The organism is Bacillus cereus group sp. RP29 (assembly GCF_040459765.1).
Classification (GTDB): domain Bacteria; phylum Bacillota; class Bacilli; order Bacillales; family Bacillaceae_G; genus Bacillus_A; species Bacillus_A paranthracis.
Window position 1 is genome coordinate 660,209 of record NZ_JARVHN010000001.1, and the last position, 22,665, is coordinate 682,873.

Consider the following 22,665-nt stretch of genomic DNA (forward strand, 5'->3'; position numbering starts at 1 on the left):
GAGAAGGAGGGGTAGCTCATGAGTTTATTTAAACGAATTAAAAATATAATGAAAAGCCCAGAACCGCCGAAACCAGAGAAAAGTTTGTTAACGTTAGCTCCTGGCGATATGGTTGAAGTTTCATTAGTCATGTATGAATTAATTGGGAAAACGAGTATGCATTCTCGTAAAGAAATTGTTTTAACACTGCAAGACGGGAAAGATATTCGTTATTTAAAAATTGAAGATCGTGAAAATACGTATTACAAATTATATACACCAATTGATGGTCGTTTAGATTCGATTGATGAAATTCCGACGACAATTGAGATGGATGATACAGAGTACCATATGGAAGAGCAATATAATGGACGTGTTGTTGTGATGGGGAAAACACCATTCTCAGCTTCAGAAGAACAGTATGTATGGGAGTTCCAATCGGATAATCGAAAATTATTACGTATTGAATGGCAAAATGGTCGCACAATGATGTATGAGGGAGAAGCAATTATTCCTGCTGATGTACAAATTATAAGAGCAACGTAAGGGGGCGTAATCATGTCAAACCGATTGTTTACCATGATTAAATCGTTCGTGATCCCTATACTTGCTATCGTTACATTACTTGTTGTTGCTGGATATGCCTTATCAGGTTGTCAGGGTGGACAGACAAAGTCGATTCAAGACCGTTATCCACTTGAATCTGTCGCAAAAGAAGGTAAACAAGAATCTTACGTGTATAGGGCCGCCAATCGGTCAGTTCCTGAAGTCGCAAAGGAACTCATGAATGAAAGAGAACCGAAGCAAGCATCTAAAGAAGACGAAAATCAAATGTTCCTCGTTTATTCTGATAAGATTTATAATCTGCAAAAGGATAAAGAGAAGCCATCTGATACGTTAATTGAAATAAGTAATAAAGAATTTGTTCGTCAAAATTATCAACCGTCCTTCCTGCAAGGATATATTATGGGTAGTATATTAAATGATATATTCGGTTCACGAAAATCATCGTATGGTGATTACCGTGGGTATAATGACAGACAAAATCATAAACCGGTTATTCCAGAGAGACCGCCTACGAAAGAAGAAAAGAAAACCCCGCCCCCAATTACGAAGGAAGGGAAAGGATCTATCATTAAGCGTGGCGATAATGTAGATTCGAAATCTTCTGTAGGAGATACAGGAAGTATTACGAAAAAAGGAAGCAGCACGCCTCCGCCTTCTACTGGAAGCAAAGGGAAAATAACGAAAACACCAGGTGGTTCGAGCGGATCAGATGTGAAGCCGAAATCATCTATTAAAACGCCACCAAGGAATACCTCTCCTCCGAAAACGAGGGTCGGTGGTTCAGGAAAGATTACGAAGAGAAGATAGTGTAGAGACCGGAAAGTGGAATTTGCTTTTCGGTCTTTTTTATGGGGATTAATTCCTTGTAGCTGGTACAATGGATTTATAAGGAGGAGATTATTATGACTATGTATAAAAGATTTAGTGTAATTATGCTCCTCGTCTTATTTTTAAGTTTATTCATTAGCACAACGATGAAATTTCACTTTGTAGTAGATATTCTATGGATACTATGTACATGTACTCTTTTTCTGTATGTTCCGCTTCGTTTCCAACAAGAAGTGCCAGCCTTTCAAAAATACGTGGTATGGATTAAGAGCGGGGGAAGATGGGGGGAGTAAAAATATATCAGCGATTATCGAAATATATCGACCACAACTCCAAATATATCAGCGATTATTGAAATATATCGACTTACCGACAAAAACTGACAATGGTAAAAGAAGAGGGTGTGCCAACATATTGGCACACCCTCTTCTTTCATAATGATTAATGAATATCACGTTTCTTAAAGTTACCGCCTTTTACTTCTGCTACGTCATAAACTGTAATAAAGGCGTGTGGATCGATTTCGTTAATAAGTTCTTTCATTTTACTTTCTTCTAAACGGTTAATTACACAAGAAATTTCTTTGAATTTCTCTCTTGAATAACCACCGTATACTTCGTTATATGTTGCACTTCGGCCTAAACGATCGCGAATGGTTTCTACCATTAATTCAGGCTCTTTTGTAATGATTTTAAATGCTTTCGAACCACTTAAACCAACTTCAACGATATGAATCACTTTCGAAGCAATAAAGTAAGCAATTGCCGAAAGGATAGCTCCTTGAAGACCGAATACAGTTGATACGAAAATAAATACGAACATGTTTAAGAATAAAATAAGGTCACTCGTTCCAAATGGTAACTTACGAGAAAGCAATACAGCTAGCATATCGATTCCATCTAATGCCCCACCGTTACGTAATGCTAGTCCCATACCAAAACCGATGATAATACCACCAACAACTGTAACTAATAATGTATCGCCCTCAATAATAGCTGGTATTCCGTGCATGACAACGGTACCTATTGCTAATGAAGCAATCCCGATAATAGAATAAATCGCAAAGCTTTTACCGATTTGCTTATATCCTAACCAAACGAAAGGAATGTTAATAACTGCGATTAGAGCTCCTAATGGTAATCCAAACAATCTTGAACTAACGATACTTAAACCAGTTACACCACCGTCTGATACGTTATTTGGAATTAATACTGCCTCTAATCCGTACGCTGTAATAAATGCCCCAATAATAATCATCAAAGCTTTTGAAGCGATTTTAAGCTTATTGGGCTTGTTTTTGATAATTTTCTCCATATGATTTCCTCGTTTCAAACTAGTTTCTTATTTGTTACGTCATTCACACTTAAATTTTATTTTAACATTTTATTTGAAAAAATTCTCCTTTAATGGATGTATGCAGGGAATATTATGACCATATTATCTTTAAAATATTTTTGAAATGAGTATAAGAAATCCCATCCTTTCAAAGGATGGGATGCTATTAAGAAATGATAAAACTAAGCACGGATAGGAATAAAGCGAAGCCTAAAATAGTTCCACATATTTTCATATGGCGCTTACGTCCCATCACAACGATTGCAACATACTCACGAATCATTGCATTAGGCCAATAATAAAAGGCTGTCTTTGATCCAATTCCTTGGCTATTAAGACCAGCTTGTCTTGCATATATACCAGCGCGGAAAAGGTGGAAATTATTCGTTGTAAAAATACTTTTATACTTACCGTCTGGTTTTAAAGAATCCATAATTTCTTTAGAGAACAACATATTTTGATATGTGTTTACAGAGCGATTTTCTTGCACTGTATGTTCAAGCGGAATTCCTTTTTCAACAGCGTACTTTTGCATCGCTTCTGCTTCAGGAAGGCCTTCATCTGGACCTTGTCCACCAGAGAAAATAATTGTTGGTGGCGTATTCACAGCGGCTTGTTTCCAGTAAAAGTCGATTGCTTTATGAATACGACTTGCAAGTAAAGGTGGTACTTTATCATTAATTAAGCCGCTACCGAGAACGATAATGAAATCTTGATTACGCCTTGGTCTGTTGAATTGATATAAAAAATAAGCGCTTAAGAAGTTAGATAAGTGTATAAAGAAATATACGGTTATAAGAGAAATACCAGCGAAAATAGGCTGGAAATGTGATGAGAAGAAACTTGCTGGACTTATGAAAAGGAATAATATACAGAATAAAATACCTAAAGCAGCAATAAGTGTTAAACAGTTAGTAAAACGTCGGCCCTCTCGTTTCATTAAAATTCTCGCATTCAGAAATAGTCCAAACATTAAAGCAACAATACCAAAAGGAATCATAACGATAAGTGCTAAAATAGGTAAGACTATTATGTAGCCTAGGATAGTATTACTTGAGTTCCAAGAGACAAGTATACAAAACAGAAGGAAAAAACAGATAAAAGTATTAAATAAAAACCCATTTATTATTTTTCGTGGATCTTTTAAATAGGAGATAAGAAAAATAATAAACAATATAAGAGGAATGATTCCGAAAGACATAAATATAGTACACCTCAACTTGTATAAGAATTTGACATACCTTTTATATTACATGATTTTATAATTGAAAATGAAAAAAAAAGGATTTTGAATTTTCTCAATAAAATATATGGATACATATGTTACAATGTATGTAAAGCGATATATTAAAAGTAAAATGGTTGAAGAGGCACTCTATGGAGTGTCTTTTCTTTTTCGTATGTAATTATGCATATTATATTTATTTTCAAGTGAAGAGGATTAAAATATAAGTGGTAGACATACTTTATAAAACAGAATGTAATACAAACATTTCCCTCTACTTTTTGTATCTAACAATCGTATAACAATAAATAATTCTGTTTTATAGTGTCTGTTTATGAAAGGCATCTTCTTTGAAGGCGCCTTTTTTGTTGTTTCATGTAGATGCTTTTCACTGTTGATATAGTGGAAAGTATCTATACTAAACATTAGCAATCTTCCGTATAAATATTATCAATTTACTATATATTCCAGTAGTGTTAACCTACATATGAAAGGCTTTCTTTTTCAAAATATTACCCCTAATAAATTTTTGAAGAAGTCAACTGTCTCCAAAATTGCCATTCATGCTTAGCAAAAAAGAATCCTGCAGGATTCTTTTTTGTGTTCGACAGAATATGACAAAGTACATTTGAATAATTTGTTGTATTGTTAAATGGTTATTATGGAAAGAGAAGGAGACTTAAGTATGAGATTTAAAAAATTAATTTTAACAGGTGCACTTGTTGCAACTACAGCATTTACTTCAATTGGAACAGCGGAGGCAAGCGCAGGTTTTAAAGATGTTCCAAACAATCATTGGTCTTATAAAGCAATTATGGATTTAGCAAATAAAAACGTTGTTGCTGGATACGGAAATGGGATTTTTGGATTTGGTGATGATGTAACGCGTGAGCAAGTTGCAGCTCTTATGTTCCGCCATTTAAAACCGACAGTAAAAGAACAGTATAACAATCCATATAAAGATATTACGGATCGTTCAACTATGTTTAAAAAAGAGATTCTTGCTTTAACAGAGATGGGTATATTTGTTGGAGATAACACAGGAAAATTTAGACCGAAAGATTCGTTAACTCGTGAAGAAATGGCACAAATTTTGACAAGAGGATTCCAATTGCAAATTAGAGGGGATCATAATTTCCCGGATGTAGATAGAAATGGATGGGCGAATCCTGCTATTATTGCAATTAAATCAAATTATATTACGGCTGGAACTGGTGATGGTACATTCGCACCTAAAATGCATGTAAGTCGTGAGCAATACGTTCAGTTCTTATATAATGCAACGTTACCATTTGAAGAAAGACCAGGAGCAAAACAACCACAGCCACAACCGAAACCAGAAGTAAAACCGGAAGTGAAACCAGATCCGAAACGTTTTGCGAACTGTAAAGAAGCAAACGATGCGGGATATTATGACATTACAAGAGATAGCCCGTATTATGGTAAGCATTTAGACCGTGATGGCGATGGAATTGCTTGTGAGAAAAAGAAAAAAGGTAAATAAGAAAAAAGCACTCAGTCTGAGTGCTTTTTTCTTATGGAAACATGCTATTTTTTTAGGCGCTTTTCATAAAATGAAAGTAAGGAAATGAAAGTAGGTGACAAAATGCCGTCAGTTGTGGAAGGCGTTATTATTGAAAACTGCAATGGAACGATTAATTTAGGAGATAAATATAACGTGCAGCCGATTGAAAAAACGAAAGCTTATAATGGATCGGGATCATCGAATACAGGGATTAAAGTACAAACATTTAGCGGGATTAGTACATCAGATGTAGGGGATAGCGATGTGAATGATCAAGGAATACAGTTTACTTTATAGAGAAATATGCAAAATTGCATCAAATGATGGACTTACCCTGTGCTACAATCTAGCTGTGAGCTGTTAATGATTCTTCTGTATTATAGTTGTTAGATTAGAAATATAACATCTTATCGAAAATCATACGTATAAAAAAGACACTTCAAACGAAGTGTCTTTTTTCATTTTAGTGATACCCTTTAGCAGAGTCTTTATGAATTTTATTTTTAAAGATACTGTAACTCCAAAGTTGATATCCAATAACAATTGGTACCATAACCATTGCAACGAAGAACATAATTTTTAAGTTTAATTGACTACCAGCTGCGTTGTATAACGTTGTACTATAAGCATCATTAATACGAGATGGTAACATTCTTGGGAACATACCCGCAAAGCCAGTTGTCATAAACATTGCGATTGTTAAGCAAACGAATGTGAATGCAAGACCGATTTTATGTTTGTACACCATAATAAGTGCGAGTACACTCATTAACATTGCAAGTACTGGAAGAATGAATAGTACCGGGTACTCTGTGAAGTTTTGGAATAAATTTGTACGATTTGCAGTTGCTACATAGAAAATAGCTAAAATGATAGCAGCTGCCATTGAAAATGGTCTTGCGATTTTATAAGCACGGTCAGATACTTCACCAGTCGTTTTAATCATAACCCAAAGAGCACCCGATACGACGAATATAGCAGTGAAGAACAGCCCTCCTAAAATACCGTAATGATTTAGTAAGCTAAGTAAATTTCCTTCATAGCCATTTTTTCCAATTTGTAGTCCGTAATAAAGATTAGCAAATGTAACACCGAATAGGAAAGCAATTAAGAAACTACCAATTGCAAATGCCCATTTACAAGTTTTTTGCCAAATTGGTGAATCATCTTTATGCATGAACTCAAGTCCAGCAGCACGAGCAAATAGTGCAAGTAATACTAAGAATAACGGTGTATATAAATAACTAAACATATTTGCATATGTGACTGGGAAGGCAGCAAATGTTGCGCCACCAGCTGTAATTAACCACACTTCATTACCGCCCCAGAACGGGCCAATTGCTTCTTGTAATTGATTTCGTTCTTGTCGGTCTTTCGTAACGAAAGGAAAAATCATTCCGTTACCAAGTGCATATCCATCAAGAATAAAGTAAACTGTCCAAATCACGCCCCATAAACCAAACCAGATAATCGCAAGCATATCATGAGACATGAGCCACGCCTCCCTCAGTAGCAGGTTCTTCTAATGCTGCTGGTCCTTTTTTGGCGAACTTCAGCATTAAGTATACATCTGCGATTAAAAGTAAAGTGTAGAACAAGATTAAACTAATTAATGAGAACCAAATTTGCGGGACAGATATAGGTGATACAGATTCTGCGGTACGCATGAGTTTATATACTGTCCATGGTTGACGACCTACTTCGGCAACAATCCAACCAGCATTAATTGCGATATATGGTAGTAAAACAGACCATATTGTAATTTTTAAGTAACGTTTTGAGTTTTCTAGTTTTCCTTTTCGGTTTAAGTAGAAACCGTACCAAGTTAATGCCATAAAGAACATACCAAGTGCAACCATTAAGCGGAAGCTATAGTACACAAGGTTAACGTTTGGACGATCTTCTTTCGGAATATCTTTTAAACCAACAATTTCGCCATCAAATGAATTTGTATAGAAGAAGCTTCCTAACTTTGGAATCGTAAGGAATTCAAAGTTCTTTTCATTTTCCACATCAGGAATTTGAACAATCGAGAAGCCTTGTCCTTTCCCAGTTTCCCAAACAGCTTCCATTGCAGCACCTTTAGCAGGTTGATATTTAGCCGCGGATACACCAGATTGATGTCCCATAAACGGTGTAATTGTTGCGGCAAATAAGCCTAACATTAAGCCAAACTTAAATGATTTTTTGAAGAATTCAACTTCATTTTTACGTAATAAGTGATAGGCACTAATTGCCATGACGAAGAAAGCACCAACAATATAGCAACCAACTACAGTATGGAAGAACATATTCCAAGCGTATGGATTCGTAACGAGTGCCCAGAAATCATTTAATTCAGCGCGGCCGTTACGTACGACGTAGCCAACAGGGTTTTGCATAAAGCCGTTTGCTGTAATAATCCAAAGGGCGGAAATATTTGTTCCAAGTGCAACCATCCACATACAGAAGGCACGGAACTTTGGTGAAATTTTGTCTTTACCGAATAACCATATTCCCATGAAAGTAGATTCTAAGAAGAAGGCAACGAGTGCTTCGATTGCGAGAGGTGATCCGAAAATATCTCCCATATATTTGGAGTACTCAGACCAGTTTGTTCCAAATTGGAATTCCATCGTAATCCCGGTTATAATCCCCATTACGAAGTTAATTGTAAATAATTTACCCCAGAAATTTGCCATTTTGCGGTATGTTGGATTCAATGTGCGGGCGTATTGAGTCTCCATACACGCTACTAAAATAACAAGTCCGATTGTCAAAGGTACAAATAAAAAATGATAAAAAACAGTAATTGCAAATTGAAAACGACTCAGTAACAGAACGTCGGACATAATAAATATTCACTCCTTTTTTACATTATCTACAATCAGTTTATAGTGAAAATGCGTTTAAAGTATGTGAGACTTGTTACAAAGCTGTGTGTATATTTTGAAAGAATTATGTCGATTATCTGAAAAATATCTTATTTTTACTATAAAGCGATATCCTTTTTGAGTTTTTCATATTTTGGTACACTAATTATGTAGTGTAAACGAGAGAAAAGAGGGCCTTTTACTATGAAGTCATTAGAAGAGATTTTGCAATACAATGAGAAATTTGTGGAAGAGAAAAAGTATGAAGAGTTTGTAGCGGGGAAATTTCCAAACAAAAAGATGGTAATTATTTCTTGTATGGATACAAGACTTGTTGAACTATTGCCGAAAGCGATGAATATGCGTAACGGCGATGTGAAAATTATTAAAGTAGCAGGCGCTGTTATTTCACATCCATTTGGAAGTATTATGCGTAGTATTTTAGTCGCTGTATACGAACTTGGCGCTGATGAAGTATGTGTAGTTGGTCACCATGATTGTGGTATGGCAAAAATTCAAGCAAGTAGTACGATTGAGAAAATGAAAGAGCGCGGTATAACAGAAGAGAAATTAGATATGCTTCGTTATTCTGGAATTGATTTAGAACAATTCTTGCGCGGTTTCTCTAGTGTAGAAGAAAGTGTAGAACATAGCGTATCAGTACTTCGCAACCACCCATTACTTCCGGAAGAAGTACCTGTTCACGGTCTTGTTATCGATCCTGATACAGGAAAATTAGATTTAGTTGTGAATGGTTACGATAATTAAGAATGTACTTTGTCATCCTTTTTATCTGGGACAGGATCAAATCCTCCTGGGTGGAAAGGGTGACATTTTAATATACGCTTACAAGTAAGCCAAAAGCCTTTGAGTGCACCATGCTTTTGAAACGCCTCTAATCCGTAATGAGAACAAGTCGGATAAAAGCGGCAAGTGGGTGGTGTCATCGGAGAAATGAACTTTTGATAAAAGCGTATAATCCCAATAAAAATCTGTTTCATAACGATCTCCTTTTCAGCATATTCTTAAAGTATTATAGCACGACTGTACATAATACTTTACTAATGTGCATTTCCGTTATATCATATTGGATATAACGGAATTAAATTAAAAGCGGGAGAGATGTTGTATGCCATCAGTAGAAAGCTTTGAATTAGATCATACGATTGTAAAGGCACCTTATGTAAGACATTGCGGAGTTCACAATGTAGGTAGTGACGGTATTGTAAATAAATTTGATATTCGTTTTTGCCAACCGAATAAACAAGCGATGAAACCAGATGTTATTCATACGTTAGAACATTTATTAGCATTTAATTTACGTAAATATATTGATCGTTATCCGCATTTCGATATTATCGATATTTCACCAATGGGCTGCCAAACAGGATATTACCTTGTAGTAAGCGGAACACCGACAGTTCGAGAAATCATTGATTTATTAGAACTAACATTAAAAGATGCGGTTCAAATTACAGAAATTCCAGCTGCAAATGAAACGCAATGTGGTCAAGCGAAGCTTCACGATTTAGAAGGAGCAAAACGCTTAATGAACTTCTGGTTAAGCCAAGATAAAGATGAACTTGAGAAAGTATTTGGATAGAAAGAAAACTGCCTGTAAAAGGGCAGTTTTTTTTGTCATGATAATAAATAAAATTATATCGACGATTTTTCGAATATATCGACCGTAACTTGAAATATATCAACGATTTTTTTAATATATCGACGTTTCGACACTGGATATCGACTTACCGACAAAAACTGACAAAAAAATCATCCCTATTTTATTACGTGCTTGTAAATGCGAAATTGCTCAAGATTTCATTCTATATGTAGCGAAGGTAGTTTGATATGAGAACGAAGAGTGTAAGAATAGAAACGAAAAAAAAACGGAATGCTCATTGATTTTCGTCCGGATATAAATTCGTTAATTCCGACAAGAATAAAGAAAAAACTGAGAATAAATTGTACGTATGGGAGAAGTGAGAAATGATCGGTAATCTGGATATAAGTGCAAAGAAAGAGTATGAGAAGCGTGAAAAGTCCTAAAGCAATCCGTAATCCAATTAGCATGTAATTCCCCCTTAAATAGATTATTTATCGGAATATTTCTGAGAAGCTAAGAAATAAAGCACCAGCTCCAGCTATGAAAGCAAATATACCACTAGATTTTCTGTCTTGTTTTATTTCTCCTAGTCCTATAGTGAAAGCCATTAATCCTAAGAAAATGAACATATAAGGCATCATTTCTCTATTACCAGTAAAATATCCGTAAATTACTATACATAATGCAATGAGTGCAAAAATAATCTGTAATCCCTTTAGCATATATATCCCCCTTGTTATTTTATATAGCTAATGATGAGGAAAATCTAAATAAATCCGGTTCCTGAATCTTTTTTCTTTATTTGTTCAAGGGCAATAAGGAATAGTAAAGCTCCTAATAGAAATTGTGAAAGTGGTAGAAAGTTATGTTGACCTGCTAGTAAACGAATACTGGATATGATGTGGCCTAAAATAAGTAGTAGTATACGAAGCGTATTATGAATTCTTCTTGCTGTTTTTTGTATACGGGTTATCTTCTGGTTTATCGACGGAATGTTTATAAGCGTAGCCTTTATTAATCGTCATGACGGAGAGTACTAATATGACTAGGACAATTATAATACCGATAATTAATATTTTAAACATGGAATCCCTCCTTTTCTTTATTTTACATAATTTTGTAATTGATGAAAACAATAGAAATAAAAAGGATGAAAGAAGGGTGTTACATGGAGCAGAAAAAAACATATTATATATCAATAGCAAACGGTCAAATTTCACAAGTGAAGACAGCGGATACGTATAATTTTGAGATTTCCGCAAATGATGAGGAAATTACGGAGTTAAGAGAGTACTTTGATCAAGCGTATGTAGAGGATTTAGGTTCATTTGTACGCTCCCACGTTCCATTTGTTGAGTATCATCATGATTCAAATAATGACCGATATGATGAACAACTACAAAAAGCATATAAAATGATTTACGATTTAGGAAATCATGAGACGAAAGAATTAGTCGCGCAAATGGGAATAATCAATGGATTATAATTGGATAATATTATGCAGAAAAGCGAGAATATGCTACAATTTGTGGTAGGAAAAACTTGTAACCATCAATAGGGGAGTAATGGCATGTACAAATTTAAAGATTATTACCACAACACTGTACAATTATCGTTTGAACGTTATCCATTTTCTCCTGAGCCAAAGCATGTTTGGGTTGTATGCCGGTACGGGGATCAATGGTTATTAACGCATCATTTACGTCGCGGTCTTGAATTTCCAGGTGGAAAAGTAGAACTAGGGGAAACACCGGAAGAAGCGGCAGTTCGAGAGGTTCATGAAGAAACCGGCGGCATAGTTTCTGATTTAACTTACTTAGGACAATATAAAGTATCTGGAAAAGACAAAATAATCATTAAAAACATTTATTTTGCAACAATTAGTGCGGTAGAAGAACATACGCATTACGAAGAAACGAAAGGATCTGTTTTATTAACAGACATTCCTGACAACATTAAAACGGATAGAAAATTTAGCTTTATAATGCGCGACGATGTATTGGCGCGTACGATGAAACATATAGAAGAAATCGGCTGTTTTACGAAGTAAAGTGGCCGATTTCTTTTTTTATATTTTAGGAGGAGGAAGATGGATAACAGAAAAGAAACGACTGTTACTGTTTCGATGGTTAAGTTAAATATCTATTCATTACTTATAATATTTGCGTTGGCGTTTGGAATTGGTTATTTGCATATATTTCTTTCAGGCGGAGTTCAAATTGAATTTACATTGCCCGTTATGTTTCTTTTGATTATTGGAATGATTGTTTTCGTTTGTATTCATGAGGCAATACATTTAATTGGATTTCGTTATATCGGAGGTGTTCCGTGGAGTGAACTAACATGGGGCGTCAATTGGAAATTAGGTGCTGCATACGCTCATTCTAAAAAAGAAATTACAGTAAAGCAAATGAAGAAAGTATTAATGCTGCCGTTTTTACCGACTGGAATTTTGCCAATTGTATTGGGGTTAGCTATGAATCTGGAGCCACTCTCATTTTTAGGAATTCTACTAACAGCAGGTTGCATGGGTGACATTGCCTTATATCAAAAAGTTTCAAAGTTTCCAGATGATGCGCTAGTTAAAGATCATCCGAGTAAACCGCAGTTTACAGTATATGAATTATAAAGGAAGAGGAGGCGTCCGGGAAACGAAGCCTCCTTTTACTATTGTCTTGTTTTTGTCTCTATCTCTAAAAACGAAAGCACCTCCAACAAATCATCCACCACACGCGAATGCTCAAAATTACCCCAAAATGAATCTCTTTTCCAAACACCAAGAATCCCTACTTGTTCAGAACCCAGTACATCATTTTCAGGATGATCCCCAACGTAAAGACATTCTTCTGCCTTCACATCTAGCTTTTTTAAAGCTCTTTCGAAAATTTCAGGATGCGGTTTTTTAATTCCTTCCGCTTCTGAAACGAGAATTGTATTTGTATACGTATGTATGTTTAGTGCGCGAAGATTATTTATCTGAAAGTCAGTAAAGCCGTTTGTAATAATACCAATTTTAATATTTTGTTGTGTTAAACGTTGAAGTAATTCATGCATGTTTTGGAAAGGGATACAATGATGTTGAAAATTTGTAATGTAGTCGTGCAGCAGTTGCTCTTGCGTTAAAGTAGTAATGTTGTATTCGGAAAGGAGAGTAGCATATACTTTATCTTTCCACGTATAGCCATTATTATCTAGTTCGAGAAATCGAGAACAATACTCGGATTTTTCTATGTTCATTAAATGAGAGGCAAAGCGATTATATTGATCATGAATAAATTGTTCTAAAGATTGACGACGATCTAATAGTGTTCCATCTAAGTCGAATAAGACTGCCCGAATCATAGGAAACCTCCTTACATTTTTTATAATTCATTATCGCATATTCGTTAAAAAATGATTATGATATTTTGTAGAATGGAATAATGGAGGATTGTATGAAGAGACTGTATGGCAAGTTAGTAGGGGTTATCGTTGCAATCGGCTTACTAGCAGGATGCGAAAGTTCTATGAAGAGTGTGAAAGAAAAAGAAGTGTGTAAAACAGACGAAGAATGCGTGGAAATAGGAGATAAGAAACTTCAAAAAGTATATGAAAAAATAGATGGATTATCTGAGCTTGAAGCAGTAGAAGATTATGAAATAGAAGAGCATGAAAGTGCAGATATGAAAGAGGCAGAGCAGAAAAAAGAAGATGATGATGAAAATTATTTCTTTTTAGCTTCTTATTATATTGATGGCGATGAAATTGTAGATCCTTATTTTGAAAAAATAGAACGGAAACGTTTAAATAAAGTATTTGCTGAAGATAAAGAAGCGAAAGAAGAAGTACTGCAACAACGTCAAGATAGAGGGTATCATGAAGACTTGTGGGATATGTATCGCACGCTCATTCCAGCTAAATATCGCGGGAATATAACAGAATTTGATCTAATAACGGATGGTTATGACGGTGTTGTTGCTCACGTTATGCCTAGTATAGAGAATCCGAAAGAATGGACTCTTAGCTTAGATACGCTTGATTCTGCGGTAAATATTGATGAAGTGATGAAAACATTAATTCATGAGACGGCTCACGTGTTAACGCTCGGGCATAAGCAAATACCAGTAGATGAAAACTATGTAAAGGATTTTGAAGAGGATAAAGATATTTCGACGTACCGAAATAAATGCGGCAATCTTTTCTTACAAGAGGGATGTGCGAAGGAAAACTCTTATATTAATCAATTTTATAATTCTTACTGGAAGCCTATTGAGCTGGAGTGGACAGAAAAGAAAGTAGAAGAAAGTGAAGAAACGCAAATTGAATTTTTTAAAGAAAAACATGATGAGTTTGTATCACAGTATGGAACGACAAATGTAGCAGAAGATATTGCAGATACATTTACAGCATTTATTTTGCAAGATTCAAAAAAGGTGAAAGAAGGATCGGAGTTAAAGTATAAAAAAATTGCCTTTTTCTATCAATTCCCTGAGCTTGTAAAAATGAGGGCGGAAGTGTTGGTAGGATTATATGATGTTTCGAAAACGATAGAACAACGAAGTGGAAACTAATGCGAGTTATATATGTTAGCTAAGAAAACGTAAAGAATTGTAGTTCTTTACGTTTTTTATGTTGATAAAATTGAAAATTCTGTATTTTTATTAAAAAGAAGAAGGAACTACCATTATAAAATAGAATTAGTATAAAAATGTCACAATTTAGACACAATTATAATGCGCGTGTTATAGGGACTATAAGTTTACTCTCGAGGAGGTAATGAAACGTATGAAAACGATTCTTGCTGTCGCTGGTCTCATTTGGGTAATGTCTCACGGTTTTCCGATTTTTGAAGGGGAGCAAATTCGTAGTGCATTGGATAAAAAGTTTAATGATTATCATGTGATAGATCGAAAAGATAATGTCGTTACAGTACGTGTGAAAGATTGTTTCCATACAGTTACGGTTGCGGATGGAAACGTTAAAAATGAAACAAAGATGTGTGATAAAAAGTAAAAGAAAGAAGCTGACTATAGTCTATCGCTCTAAGTCAGCTTCTTTTTCGTTTCCCAATTAGAAGTTTTTCAAATGTCTCAACAAACACATACATAAGTGTTGCGAGGACGCATGTGAGTAGTACGCTTAGTAAGACAAGTGTGAAATTAAATACTTGGAATCCGTAGCTAATTAAGTAGCCAAGACCTTGTTTAGAGACGAGAAGTTCGCCGAATATAACACCGACCCATGATAAACCAACGTTCACTTTTAACGTTGAAATAATGGCTGGGAAAGATGCAGGGAGAACGACTTGTTTATAACATTGCCATTTATTTGCACCAAATGTGTCCATCACTTTTATATAGTTAGAATCGACTTCTTGGAATGCGCTGTAAATAACGAGAATGGTAATGATGATGGAAATGATTACCCCCATTGCAATTGACGAAGAAATATTTGGACCGAAGATTACAATGATAATTGGCCCAAGTGCCACTTTTGGCATGGCGTTTAGGACGACGAGATATGGATCAAGTACGCGGGCGAGAAGTGGTAGCCACCAAAGGAAAGTAGCGATAATGGCTCCGAGCACTGTTCCAAGAATGAAGCCTACTCCCGTTTCAAGTAATGTCGTCCATATGTGGACCCAAAGCGAACCGTCCATCCATTTATTAAGGAAGAGATCCCAAATGCTTGAAGGAGAGCTAAAGAGTAAAGGATCAATCCATTCTTTTTTGCTAGCGATTTCCCATAGTGCAAAGAAAAGAATGAGCAGTAAAAGCTGCAAAGAGCGTGCTAACCATGCGCGCCTGCGTTCTTTTTTCCGAAATTGTTCATGTAGTTGCTTTATATTATCCAAGGCGCTCCAACTCCTTCCATATATTTTGGAAGAGGGATGGGAAGTCATGGTGGTGGCGTGATTCTAACGGTGATAAGGAACGGATGCTTTCTGGGACGATAAATGTTTTTGCAATTTTTCCAGGATTCGCTTGTAGTAAATAAATACGATCACTCATCGCAATTGCTTCTTCAATATCATGTGTTACGAGTAGTGAAGTTTTCTTATATTTGTGTAGTAAGCTGAAAACGAGATTTTCTAGTTTCAATTTCGTTTGATAATCGAGCGCCGAAAAAGGTTCATCTAGCAATAAAATTTTTGGATCGGTCGCTAACGTTCGAACGAGGGCGGCACGTTGACGCATACCACCGGATAGTTCACGAGGGTATTGCTGCTCTACATCATGTAGACCGACTTGCTTTAAAAGCTGTAAAGTATGTTCTTTCGTCTGTTCATCGTAAATGTTTCGGATATGAAGTCCAAGCATAATATTTTCTTCAATTGTCTTCCAAGGGAACAAGTAGTCTTGCTGCAACATATACCCCATAGATGAAGTTTTCGTTGTAATGGGCTCACCATCTAAAAAGACGATACCTTCAATTGGATCAAGCAGCCCGGCAATAATGGAGAGGAGTGTCGTTTTGCCGCAACCACTTGGACCGAGTATCGAAATGAATTCGCCTTCTTCCACTTGTAAACTCATATCTTCGAGAATCAATTTGGCATTCTCTTTTGCGAAAAAGCAGTGAGAAACGTTACGTATTTGTAAAAAGCTCATACACTTCGCCTCTATTTCTTAATAACGCTCTCGGCAATTTTTGTATTGACGAGCGCTTCATGTGGAACTTCTTTTTGTAATTCGCCAGCGTCTTTCATAATCGTTTGGAGCTGTTTCCATTCTTCAGCATCTAATAGCGGATTTGTCGCATAAGAATGTTGCTTTTTATACCGTTCAATTACTTTTACTGTAATGTCTTTTGAAGTGTCTTTAAATACCGGAGAAACGGCATCAGCAATCTCTTCTGGACTATGAGTATCAACCCATTGCTGCGCTTTATAGAGAGCACGTGTGAACTTTTCAGCAGCAGCTTTATCTTTCTTTAAGAAACTTTCTTTTGCCATGAACGATGTATACGGAACAGTACCAGATTCATTTCCGAACGAAGCGACGATATAACCTTTACCTTCTTTTTCAAATATACTTGCAGTCGGTTCAAAGAGCTGGACAAATTCTCCCGTACCAGATGCGTAGGCATTTGCAATATTAGCAAATTCGATGTTTTGAATTAAGTTTGTATCTTTGTGAGGGTCAATGCCATTTTTCTTTAAAACGTATTCTCCAACCATTTGCGGCATACCGCCTTTACGCTGTCCTAAAAACGTAACACCTTTTACGTCATTCCAATTAAAAGAGTCTAATTTTTTACGCGAAACTAAAAATGTTCCATCTGTTTGTGTAAGTTGTGCGAAGTTAATGACGGGGTCTTTTGCGCCTTGTTGATGAACGTAAATGGACGTTTCAGAACCGACGAGAGCAATATCAATCCCGCCAGATAATAAGGCAGTCATCGTTTTATCTCCTCCAGCTGTTGTTTGGAGGTCAACATGTAATCCCTCATCTTTAAAAAATCCTTTTTCAATCCCGACATATAACGGGGCATAGAAGAGAGAGTGGGTAACTTCGCCGACTCGAACATTTTGAGTTTGTTCTTTCGTATCTTCTTTTTTACTACTGCAAGCAACAAGTGTGAAGACAGCTAGTAACATGATACAAAAAACAGCTATTAATTTTTTCACTATATAACACCTCCTAGAAGTCACTCTACAAGCATGATATGTAGGTAAGTGCCCACATGTGAGTGTAGATAGCAGGAATTTTTTTGGTGATAAAGAAGTACAAATATAAGGGGTGATAAAATGGAGTACGAATATGATGATAGCGTACATTTACATCTTGACTATTTCGGAACAGAATGTGATATGGAATCGATTGCTTATAAACGGAAGAATGAAGACGTGTGGGATGTATATTTTAATTTTGGAGCATATGGTCTTCAGAAAGATGGGATCGAGACGGGTAAATTTATGGACGAATATGCTGGCTATTACGTTTTTTCTGTACATGCTCGTGATCTTAGTTGGGAATTTGGAAGTGCTCAATTTGAAGAGTGGGTTTTGAAAAATCATATAGTAGAAAAATCGCTGCAAAAATAAGGAGGAATTTTGTGGTCGATTTTCTCATTTTCTTGTTTATTTTCGTAGTCGGATTTTTTATTATGCAAGTGCTCATTTACCGATTTGCAAAGAAAAACATCCAAAAATATACAAAAACAAAATGGATTCATATGTGGCTAGAGATGAATATGAAAAAGGGTCCGAGATTAGATTTTTTTGATTTTGTAGTTATTGTACTCGTATGTATCGTATGGAAAATATGGCTGTTTCCTTTTATATAATACACATGCTAATGATTTTTTCTTTTATCATAAAATAACGAAAAGAACCTGTCTTGTGGCGGGTTCTTTTCGTTATAGTAATAGTTGTAAAAAACTTGCATTTATAAGTGAAATAGTGAGTAGTATTGTGAAAGATATTTTGACAAATACAGAAACATATACATACGGAATTAAAGTGTGATTACAGAATGGACAAATTGGCTGTGTGCAAAGTGTGGGGTAATAAGAAAGAGGTCGTCCACCGTTGGACGACCTCTTTCTTATTATGCTTGGTTCGTGCGGAAGAATGGAAGCTTCTGCACAATGTGAATTAATCCGTATGCAAGAATTAAGCACATAAGAGGATTAATGAAAAATCCATAGCGATTAATTGCTAAGAATAAGTTTGAGAAGATAATGTAAATAATAGAACTTGCTACTAGCATCATAACGCGTTTATGTTTAAATGAATTTAGCATGAAGCAGAAGCTGCTCAAGAATGTACCGATGATAAACACTCTATGACATAGTTGCATAAAGTTGTGAATACGGTATTGGTCTACAGCAGGAGCTGTTTTGAATAATTCAATTGTTTTACCGACAGTGAACCAAGAGAACCAATAAGTGAAGTCCGTCTTAAAGCCGTTCTTGATTAATTCTTTTGCGTATGCCCCTTTGTCATCTAAGCCTTTGGCTCTCATTTCATTTACTATATTTTCATATCCAATTTTATTAAATGGATCAGCACCCGCAATTAGTGGATCAGCACCTTGGGTTGAGAATAAAATAAATTGGTTGAGTGCTAAATAGTTACGAACAACCCATGCACCAATAATAAAGAAAGGTCCGATAAACCATAACAATCCGATTCGAATGGAGTCTTTAAATCCATATGTAAATAACACAACAAGAACAGGAATGAGCATCATTGGAGCTGGATTTGGACGGAACATAAGTAAAATTGAAACGACAATTCCAAACCATATATGGAATTTCACTTTATTGTATTTCCATGCGAGAACAAATACATATACACATAACGCTAATAAGAATATGGATGGAACTTCTGTTAGCAATGTACGGAAGTATGTATAGTTACTTGGATAAATAGCATATAAAATACTTGCAACAATTCCATAAATGTTTTTTTCGAACAATTCTTTTCCTATTAAGAATACTAATAGCACTGTGCATAGGTTCATAATCATGTTAATAACAGTTGCTACGTAATAGTAAGGAATTGATGTAATATCAGAAATAATCATAGCGCCAGCTAATAGTAATGGCTGACCTGGTGTGATATATGCATTTTTCCCTGGAACTTCACTAGGTTCTAAATACACATAACCAAATACACCATGTTTTAATAGTTGTTCAGCTGTTAACGAATAGTTAAAGGCATCATTTGCACCATATGTTACTTTGACTAACTCTCCATCTAATCCTGGCTGTTTTACTAAACAAAAAACGTGCAACAGGAAAGAAAGCGCCAAAATTGCATATACCGCTTTAGGCAAACTCTTAAACTTAGTAAGCAAAAATGAGCAACTCCTTTTTTATTAATTCTTTCGTATTTTCATGTGAAATCTTTAATAGTATTAAGGATTTCCAAAACATAGTTATTATATCATAAAGTGGAATGCTGAAATTAAGTTTTTCAAGAATGAGTAATTTGTATGCCATAATTTAACTGTTTACTAAGGGAATATTAAGACAATACATTTATGATAGAATCAACTATGCAGACGAAATATGTCATATATGTTATTTTAATAGAAATAGTTCTTTCGATGCGGGGGAAATTAAGACATAGAAACGAGGGAATGAATTGAAGTATGGTTCTACATTTTTTGATCTTCCAAAAAGAAATATATTAATTTCTAGCATTATAAGTAGTATGGTGACTTTATTAGTAATAACTATGCTGTTTATGCTTTTAAAGGTTTTTAATTTAGACATAATGAAAGCTCATTTAAATCAAAATCTTGTTTTAATTGTTATGATGATTTTCATATGGGGCATAACATTTTATATTTCACATTTTAATAAAAAAGAGATGTCTACACTTAGGGCATCCCTACGAGTGCATTTTGTATTATTTTTACTAGCTCATACAGTAGCGTTATTTTATATTGTCATGCAAGTTAATATGAGTTTCATAGAGGCAATGAATTGGATTTACTTGTATAACATGCAGTTTATATTAAGTTTTGTAGTAATTTATGCAATATACATTCTTGTTTATAATTTAATAGGCAAGGTTTTTCTAAGTATGATTTTAACGAGCTGTACGTTAGTCATTTTAGGTATTGTGAATTATTTAAAGCTTATTTTTAGAGGTGATCCGCTGTATCCTTCTGATTTCACACAAATTATGCATATGCAATCTGTTATACCGATGGTGATGGACTATTTTAGCTGGAGTTATATTTTTGTCATTATCTTAAGTATCATGGCTTGTATTGTAGCAGGGATATATATGAGAAGGTATATTCAAAATGTAAAGACTCATCTAGGAATAAGAGCCTTATTAGTAGTAGGTTCTATTTTTGTTCTATATGCGTACGGTAATTTTGCGAACACATTTATGAATAAAGTATTTCAAAAATCAGGTGTAGATTTTGTTTTGTGGGATCAAAATGAGAACTATGCTTCAAATGGTTTTGTACTTGGGTTTATTAGCAATTTAGATACAACAGTTATGGAAAAACCAAAAAATTATTCTAAAGAAAATATGCTTCAAATAGCAAACGATATAAAAAAACAATATAGTGGAAATATAGGGAGCCCAAAGAAAAAAGAGAAACCGAATATTATTTTTGTAATGAGTGAATCGTTTTGGGATCCGACGAAAGCAACTAACCTTTCTTTTAGTGAAGATCCTGTACCAAATTTACATCATTATATAGAAAACTTTCCTGGTGGACAAACTATTTCTCCTACATTTGGGGGAAATACGGCGAACGTTGAATTTGAGGCATTAACGAGTTATTCAATGAGTTTGTTAAAGCCAGGTTCTATACCATATCAGCAGGTTATTACAAATAAGAAAGAAATTCCATCAATCCCTACGGCGTTGAAAAAAGAAGGGTATTACACAAGTGCAATTCATTCATTTGGTCGCACATTCTTTAAACGTGATGATGTATATAAGGTGTTAGGATTTGATAAATTTAATGCAGCTGATACGATGGAAAATGTAGATGTTGATGGAGATTATATTAGTGATTTAGCGATGAGTAAAGAGATAATTGCTGAGTTAGAGAAACAAAAACAACCTACATTTATTCATGTAGTTACGATGCAAAATCATTTTCCATTTACAGAGGGCCGATTTGGTGAAAACCTAATAGAAATTAGTGGGCTAGAAAATGAAGAATCAAAGGGAGAATTAGAAACGTATACAGAAGGGTTAAGACGTTCAGATGAGGCCCTTCAATATTTAATAGAGCAACTAGATAATTTAGATAGACCTACATTATTAGTATTCTTTGGAGATCATCTTCCATCATTAGGAACAAATAAATCTTTTTATAAAGAGAATGGGTATATAACGAATGAAAAAACACCGAGCGAACGTTTAGCGATGGCTCAAACGCCGCTATTAATGTACGCAAACTTTGATATGCCAAATGATAATTTAGGTGTAGTAAGTCCAATTTATTTTTCTAATCTTATTTTTGATTATGCAGGATTAAATAAATCCTTATTTTATCAATTTTTATCGGCATTTTACAAGGAAATACCAGTGCTTAGAGATGAATTAAAAGTTGATAAAAATGGAGAGGTAATCAATGATTTAACAAAGAAACAAAAAGAAATGTTAGAACAATATAAAATGCTCCAATATGATTTACTCGTCGGAAATCAATATAGTAAAGATATCCTCTTTAAATAAAGTGAAACTTTAATCAGTGGGGGGCTTCTTCATCCCCCACTGATTATTAGCCTTCACCGATCGGACTTTTATGGGCAGCCCGAACCCCACCTAACTTCTTTGCTTTGCTGAATTTTGAGGTGGGGGTCTTACTGCCCGTTAAAGCGGGATAAAAGAAACAAAAAGAACTTGTATAATGATACAAGTTCTTTTTTATAGTATTTAACGGGGTAACCAGACAAGCTGGGTTTAGGGAGTATTACCTGTACATTTAGTATAAATGAAAATATAATCGTTTTATCAGTTGATTTGTGAGAAATGTGTGAATTTTAACGTTTTTGAAAACTACGTTCCTATCGATACGATTTGGCATAGGTTTTTATGAATGCAAAAACTTTATAAGTTCTTCGTTTACTTCATCCGCTAGGAGTGTAGGATTTCGTTCTATTAAGACACCAAACTTTCCTTCATTCTTACGTGTGAAAGATTGTAGTTACTTATTCCTCATCAATTCCCCGTAAAAGCCCGATTAGTGAGGGATAGTTAATTTACCACTTATATAAAATCTCTCCCACATAATATACGTATTATTGTTTATAATTTTTATGATTGCATATCGTCTGA

Annotated in this window: 28 protein-coding genes and 1 pseudogene; 16 read left to right on the forward strand and 13 right to left on the reverse strand. The window is 35.0% G+C overall.

The window, feature by feature from the left end:
* The first annotated feature begins 18 nt into the window (after positions 1–18).
* The 3 genes from QCI47_RS03360 (at position 19) to QCI47_RS03370 (ending at position 1,667) form a co-directional block, all read left to right on the forward strand.
* Entirely contained in the window at positions 19–525 is a 507-nt protein-coding gene (locus tag QCI47_RS03360; RefSeq protein WP_000051759.1) for a DUF4178 domain-containing protein, read from the forward strand.
* A gap of 12 nt (positions 526–537) precedes the next feature.
* A complete protein-coding gene (locus QCI47_RS03365) occupies positions 538–1,353 on the forward strand; it encodes a DUF4247 domain-containing protein (protein ID WP_000071211.1) in 816 nt (271 codons plus the stop codon).
* 95 nt (positions 1,354–1,448) lie between these two features.
* The gene (locus QCI47_RS03370) at positions 1,449–1,667 is read left to right on the forward strand and encodes a hypothetical protein (RefSeq protein ID WP_309423354.1); all 219 of its coding nucleotides are present in this window, start codon (positions 1,449–1,451) and stop codon (positions 1,665–1,667) included.
* Positions 1,668–1,815: 148 nt separating this feature from the next.
* Here QCI47_RS03370 and QCI47_RS03375 read toward each other — a convergent pair whose 3' ends face one another.
* Both QCI47_RS03375 and QCI47_RS03380 read right to left on the reverse strand, forming a co-directional pair.
* Complete coding sequence (locus QCI47_RS03375) at positions 1,816–2,688, reverse strand: YitT family protein (protein WP_000411240.1); 873 nt, start codon at positions 2,686–2,688, stop codon at positions 1,816–1,818.
* Between the two features lie 187 nt (positions 2,689–2,875).
* Positions 2,876–3,910: a YdcF family protein gene (locus QCI47_RS03380; RefSeq protein ID WP_000007818.1), complete on the reverse strand. Its 1,035-nt coding sequence runs from the start codon at positions 3,908–3,910 to the stop codon at positions 2,876–2,878.
* A gap of 709 nt (positions 3,911–4,619) precedes the next feature.
* Here QCI47_RS03380 and QCI47_RS03385 point away from each other — a divergent pair.
* Together QCI47_RS03385 and QCI47_RS03390 are read left to right on the forward strand one after the other, a co-directional pair.
* A complete protein-coding gene (locus QCI47_RS03385; RefSeq protein WP_353811696.1) occupies positions 4,620–5,438 on the forward strand; it encodes an S-layer homology domain-containing protein in 819 nt (272 codons plus the stop codon).
* A gap of 84 nt (positions 5,439–5,522) precedes the next feature.
* Positions 5,523–5,756 (forward strand): spore germination protein, encoded by a 234-nt coding sequence (locus QCI47_RS03390; protein ID WP_001998505.1) that lies wholly within the window; start codon positions 5,523–5,525, stop codon positions 5,754–5,756.
* 166 nt (positions 5,757–5,922) lie between these two features.
* On the opposite strand, the gene cydB is transcribed toward QCI47_RS03390, so the two are convergent.
* Together cydB and cydA are read right to left on the reverse strand one after the other, a co-directional pair.
* Complete coding sequence (gene cydB, locus QCI47_RS03395) at positions 5,923–6,951, reverse strand: cytochrome d ubiquinol oxidase subunit II (protein ID WP_000017662.1); 1,029 nt, start codon at positions 6,949–6,951, stop codon at positions 5,923–5,925.
* Positions 6,941–8,290, reverse strand: coding sequence for a cytochrome ubiquinol oxidase subunit I (gene cydA, locus QCI47_RS03400; protein WP_048557024.1), 1,350 nt, complete (start codon positions 8,288–8,290; stop codon positions 6,941–6,943). The genes cydB and cydA overlap by 11 nt, the downstream gene beginning before the upstream one ends.
* Positions 8,291–8,515: 225 nt before the next feature.
* On the opposite strand from cydA, the gene QCI47_RS03405 reads away from it, so the two are divergent.
* Entirely contained in the window at positions 8,516–9,079 is a 564-nt protein-coding gene (locus QCI47_RS03405) for a beta-class carbonic anhydrase (RefSeq protein ID WP_000838159.1), read from the forward strand.
* Here the strand turns inward: QCI47_RS03405 and yidD are convergent.
* The gene (gene yidD, locus QCI47_RS03410; RefSeq protein ID WP_000809333.1) at positions 9,076–9,312 is read right to left on the reverse strand and encodes a membrane protein insertion efficiency factor YidD; all 237 of its coding nucleotides are present in this window, start codon (positions 9,310–9,312) and stop codon (positions 9,076–9,078) included. The genes QCI47_RS03405 and yidD overlap by 4 nt on opposite strands.
* A 128-nt stretch (positions 9,313–9,440) precedes the next feature.
* Between yidD and luxS the strand changes: the two genes are divergently transcribed.
* Positions 9,441–9,914: an S-ribosylhomocysteine lyase LuxS gene (gene luxS / locus QCI47_RS03415; protein ID WP_001141369.1), complete on the forward strand. Its 474-nt coding sequence runs from the start codon at positions 9,441–9,443 to the stop codon at positions 9,912–9,914.
* Positions 9,915–10,408: 494 nt separating this feature from the next.
* On the opposite strand, the gene QCI47_RS03420 is transcribed toward luxS, so the two are convergent.
* Genes QCI47_RS03420 through ytzI form a run of 3 tightly spaced genes read right to left on the reverse strand, consistent with a single transcriptional unit; the run spans position 10,409 to position 11,002 of the window.
* Positions 10,409–10,639, reverse strand: a complete 231-nt coding sequence (locus QCI47_RS03420; protein ID WP_000911960.1) for a YczI family protein — start codon at positions 10,637–10,639, stop codon at positions 10,409–10,411.
* Between the two features lie 44 nt (positions 10,640–10,683).
* Entirely contained in the window at positions 10,684–10,860 is a 177-nt protein-coding gene (locus tag QCI47_RS03425; RefSeq protein WP_219993374.1) for a DUF3953 domain-containing protein, read from the reverse strand.
* A complete protein-coding gene (gene ytzI / locus QCI47_RS03430) occupies positions 10,853–11,002 on the reverse strand; it encodes a YtzI protein (RefSeq protein WP_000472802.1) in 150 nt (49 codons plus the stop codon). Before ytzI ends, QCI47_RS03425 begins: the two co-directional genes overlap by 8 nt.
* A gap of 83 nt (positions 11,003–11,085) precedes the next feature.
* On the opposite strand from ytzI, the gene QCI47_RS03435 reads away from it, so the two are divergent.
* The 3 genes from QCI47_RS03435 (at position 11,086) to QCI47_RS03445 (ending at position 12,546) form a co-directional block, all read left to right on the forward strand.
* Positions 11,086–11,403 carry a hypothetical protein gene (locus QCI47_RS03435; RefSeq protein ID WP_000435818.1) on the forward strand — a complete coding sequence of 106 codons (318 nt, stop codon included), beginning with the start codon at positions 11,086–11,088 and terminating at the stop codon, positions 11,401–11,403.
* A gap of 84 nt (positions 11,404–11,487) precedes the next feature.
* Positions 11,488–11,967 carry an antimutator 8-oxo-(dGTP/GTP)ase gene (gene mutTA, locus QCI47_RS03440; RefSeq protein ID WP_000276386.1) on the forward strand — a complete coding sequence of 160 codons (480 nt, stop codon included), beginning with the start codon at positions 11,488–11,490 and terminating at the stop codon, positions 11,965–11,967.
* Positions 11,968–12,006: 39 nt separating this feature from the next.
* Positions 12,007–12,546, forward strand: coding sequence for a DUF3267 domain-containing protein (locus tag QCI47_RS03445; protein ID WP_076874915.1), 540 nt, complete (start codon positions 12,007–12,009; stop codon positions 12,544–12,546).
* A 38-nt stretch (positions 12,547–12,584) separates the two neighbouring features.
* Here QCI47_RS03445 and QCI47_RS03450 read toward each other — a convergent pair whose 3' ends face one another.
* Positions 12,585–13,259, reverse strand: a complete 675-nt coding sequence (locus tag QCI47_RS03450) for an HAD family hydrolase (RefSeq protein ID WP_061132002.1) — start codon at positions 13,257–13,259, stop codon at positions 12,585–12,587.
* A 92-nt stretch (positions 13,260–13,351) separates the two neighbouring features.
* Between QCI47_RS03450 and QCI47_RS03455 the strand changes: the two genes are divergently transcribed.
* Positions 13,352–14,467: a recombinase family protein gene (locus QCI47_RS03455; protein ID WP_353811697.1), complete on the forward strand. Its 1,116-nt coding sequence runs from the start codon at positions 13,352–13,354 to the stop codon at positions 14,465–14,467.
* Between the two features lie 214 nt (positions 14,468–14,681).
* Positions 14,682–14,909 carry a hypothetical protein gene (locus QCI47_RS03460; RefSeq protein ID WP_000849109.1) on the forward strand — a complete coding sequence of 76 codons (228 nt, stop codon included), beginning with the start codon at positions 14,682–14,684 and terminating at the stop codon, positions 14,907–14,909.
* A 34-nt stretch (positions 14,910–14,943) separates the two neighbouring features.
* Here the strand turns inward: QCI47_RS03460 and QCI47_RS03465 are convergent, their stop codons facing one another.
* The 3 genes from QCI47_RS03465 to QCI47_RS03475 are packed head-to-tail and all read right to left on the reverse strand — an operon-like array spanning position 14,944 to position 17,526.
* A complete protein-coding gene (locus tag QCI47_RS03465) occupies positions 14,944–15,750 on the reverse strand; it encodes an ABC transporter permease (RefSeq protein ID WP_061132004.1) in 807 nt (268 codons plus the stop codon).
* A complete protein-coding gene (locus tag QCI47_RS03470) occupies positions 15,743–16,507 on the reverse strand; it encodes an ABC transporter ATP-binding protein (protein ID WP_000009050.1) in 765 nt (254 codons plus the stop codon). The genes QCI47_RS03465 and QCI47_RS03470 overlap by 8 nt, the downstream gene beginning before the upstream one ends.
* Before the next feature lie 11 nt (positions 16,508–16,518).
* Positions 16,519–17,526, reverse strand: coding sequence for an ABC transporter substrate-binding protein (locus QCI47_RS03475; RefSeq protein ID WP_000733214.1), 1,008 nt, complete (start codon positions 17,524–17,526; stop codon positions 16,519–16,521).
* Positions 17,527–17,646: 120 nt separating this feature from the next.
* Here QCI47_RS03475 and QCI47_RS03480 point away from each other — a divergent pair, with 120 nt between their 5' ends.
* The 3 genes and pseudogenes from QCI47_RS03480 to QCI47_RS30245 all read left to right on the forward strand — a co-directional run.
* Complete coding sequence (locus QCI47_RS03480; RefSeq protein ID WP_000455572.1) at positions 17,647–17,943, forward strand: DUF3986 family protein; 297 nt, start codon at positions 17,647–17,649, stop codon at positions 17,941–17,943.
* Between the two features lie 11 nt (positions 17,944–17,954).
* Positions 17,955–18,185, forward strand: a complete 231-nt coding sequence (locus tag QCI47_RS03485) for a hypothetical protein (RefSeq protein WP_000227427.1) — start codon at positions 17,955–17,957, stop codon at positions 18,183–18,185.
* 106 nt (positions 18,186–18,291) lie between these two features.
* Positions 18,292–18,366, forward strand: a pseudogene (locus tag QCI47_RS30245) (YwbE family protein); the annotation flags it as partial.
* An 82-nt stretch (positions 18,367–18,448) separates the two neighbouring features.
* Here QCI47_RS30245 and QCI47_RS03490 read toward each other — a convergent pair.
* Positions 18,449–19,702: a glycosyltransferase family 39 protein gene (locus QCI47_RS03490; protein ID WP_000956217.1), complete on the reverse strand. Its 1,254-nt coding sequence runs from the start codon at positions 19,700–19,702 to the stop codon at positions 18,449–18,451.
* A gap of 290 nt (positions 19,703–19,992) precedes the next feature.
* Between QCI47_RS03490 and QCI47_RS03495 the strand changes: the two genes are divergently transcribed.
* Positions 19,993–22,062: an LTA synthase family protein gene (locus QCI47_RS03495; RefSeq protein ID WP_309423360.1), complete on the forward strand. Its 2,070-nt coding sequence runs from the start codon at positions 19,993–19,995 to the stop codon at positions 22,060–22,062.
* Positions 22,063–22,665: the final 603 nt, after the last annotated feature.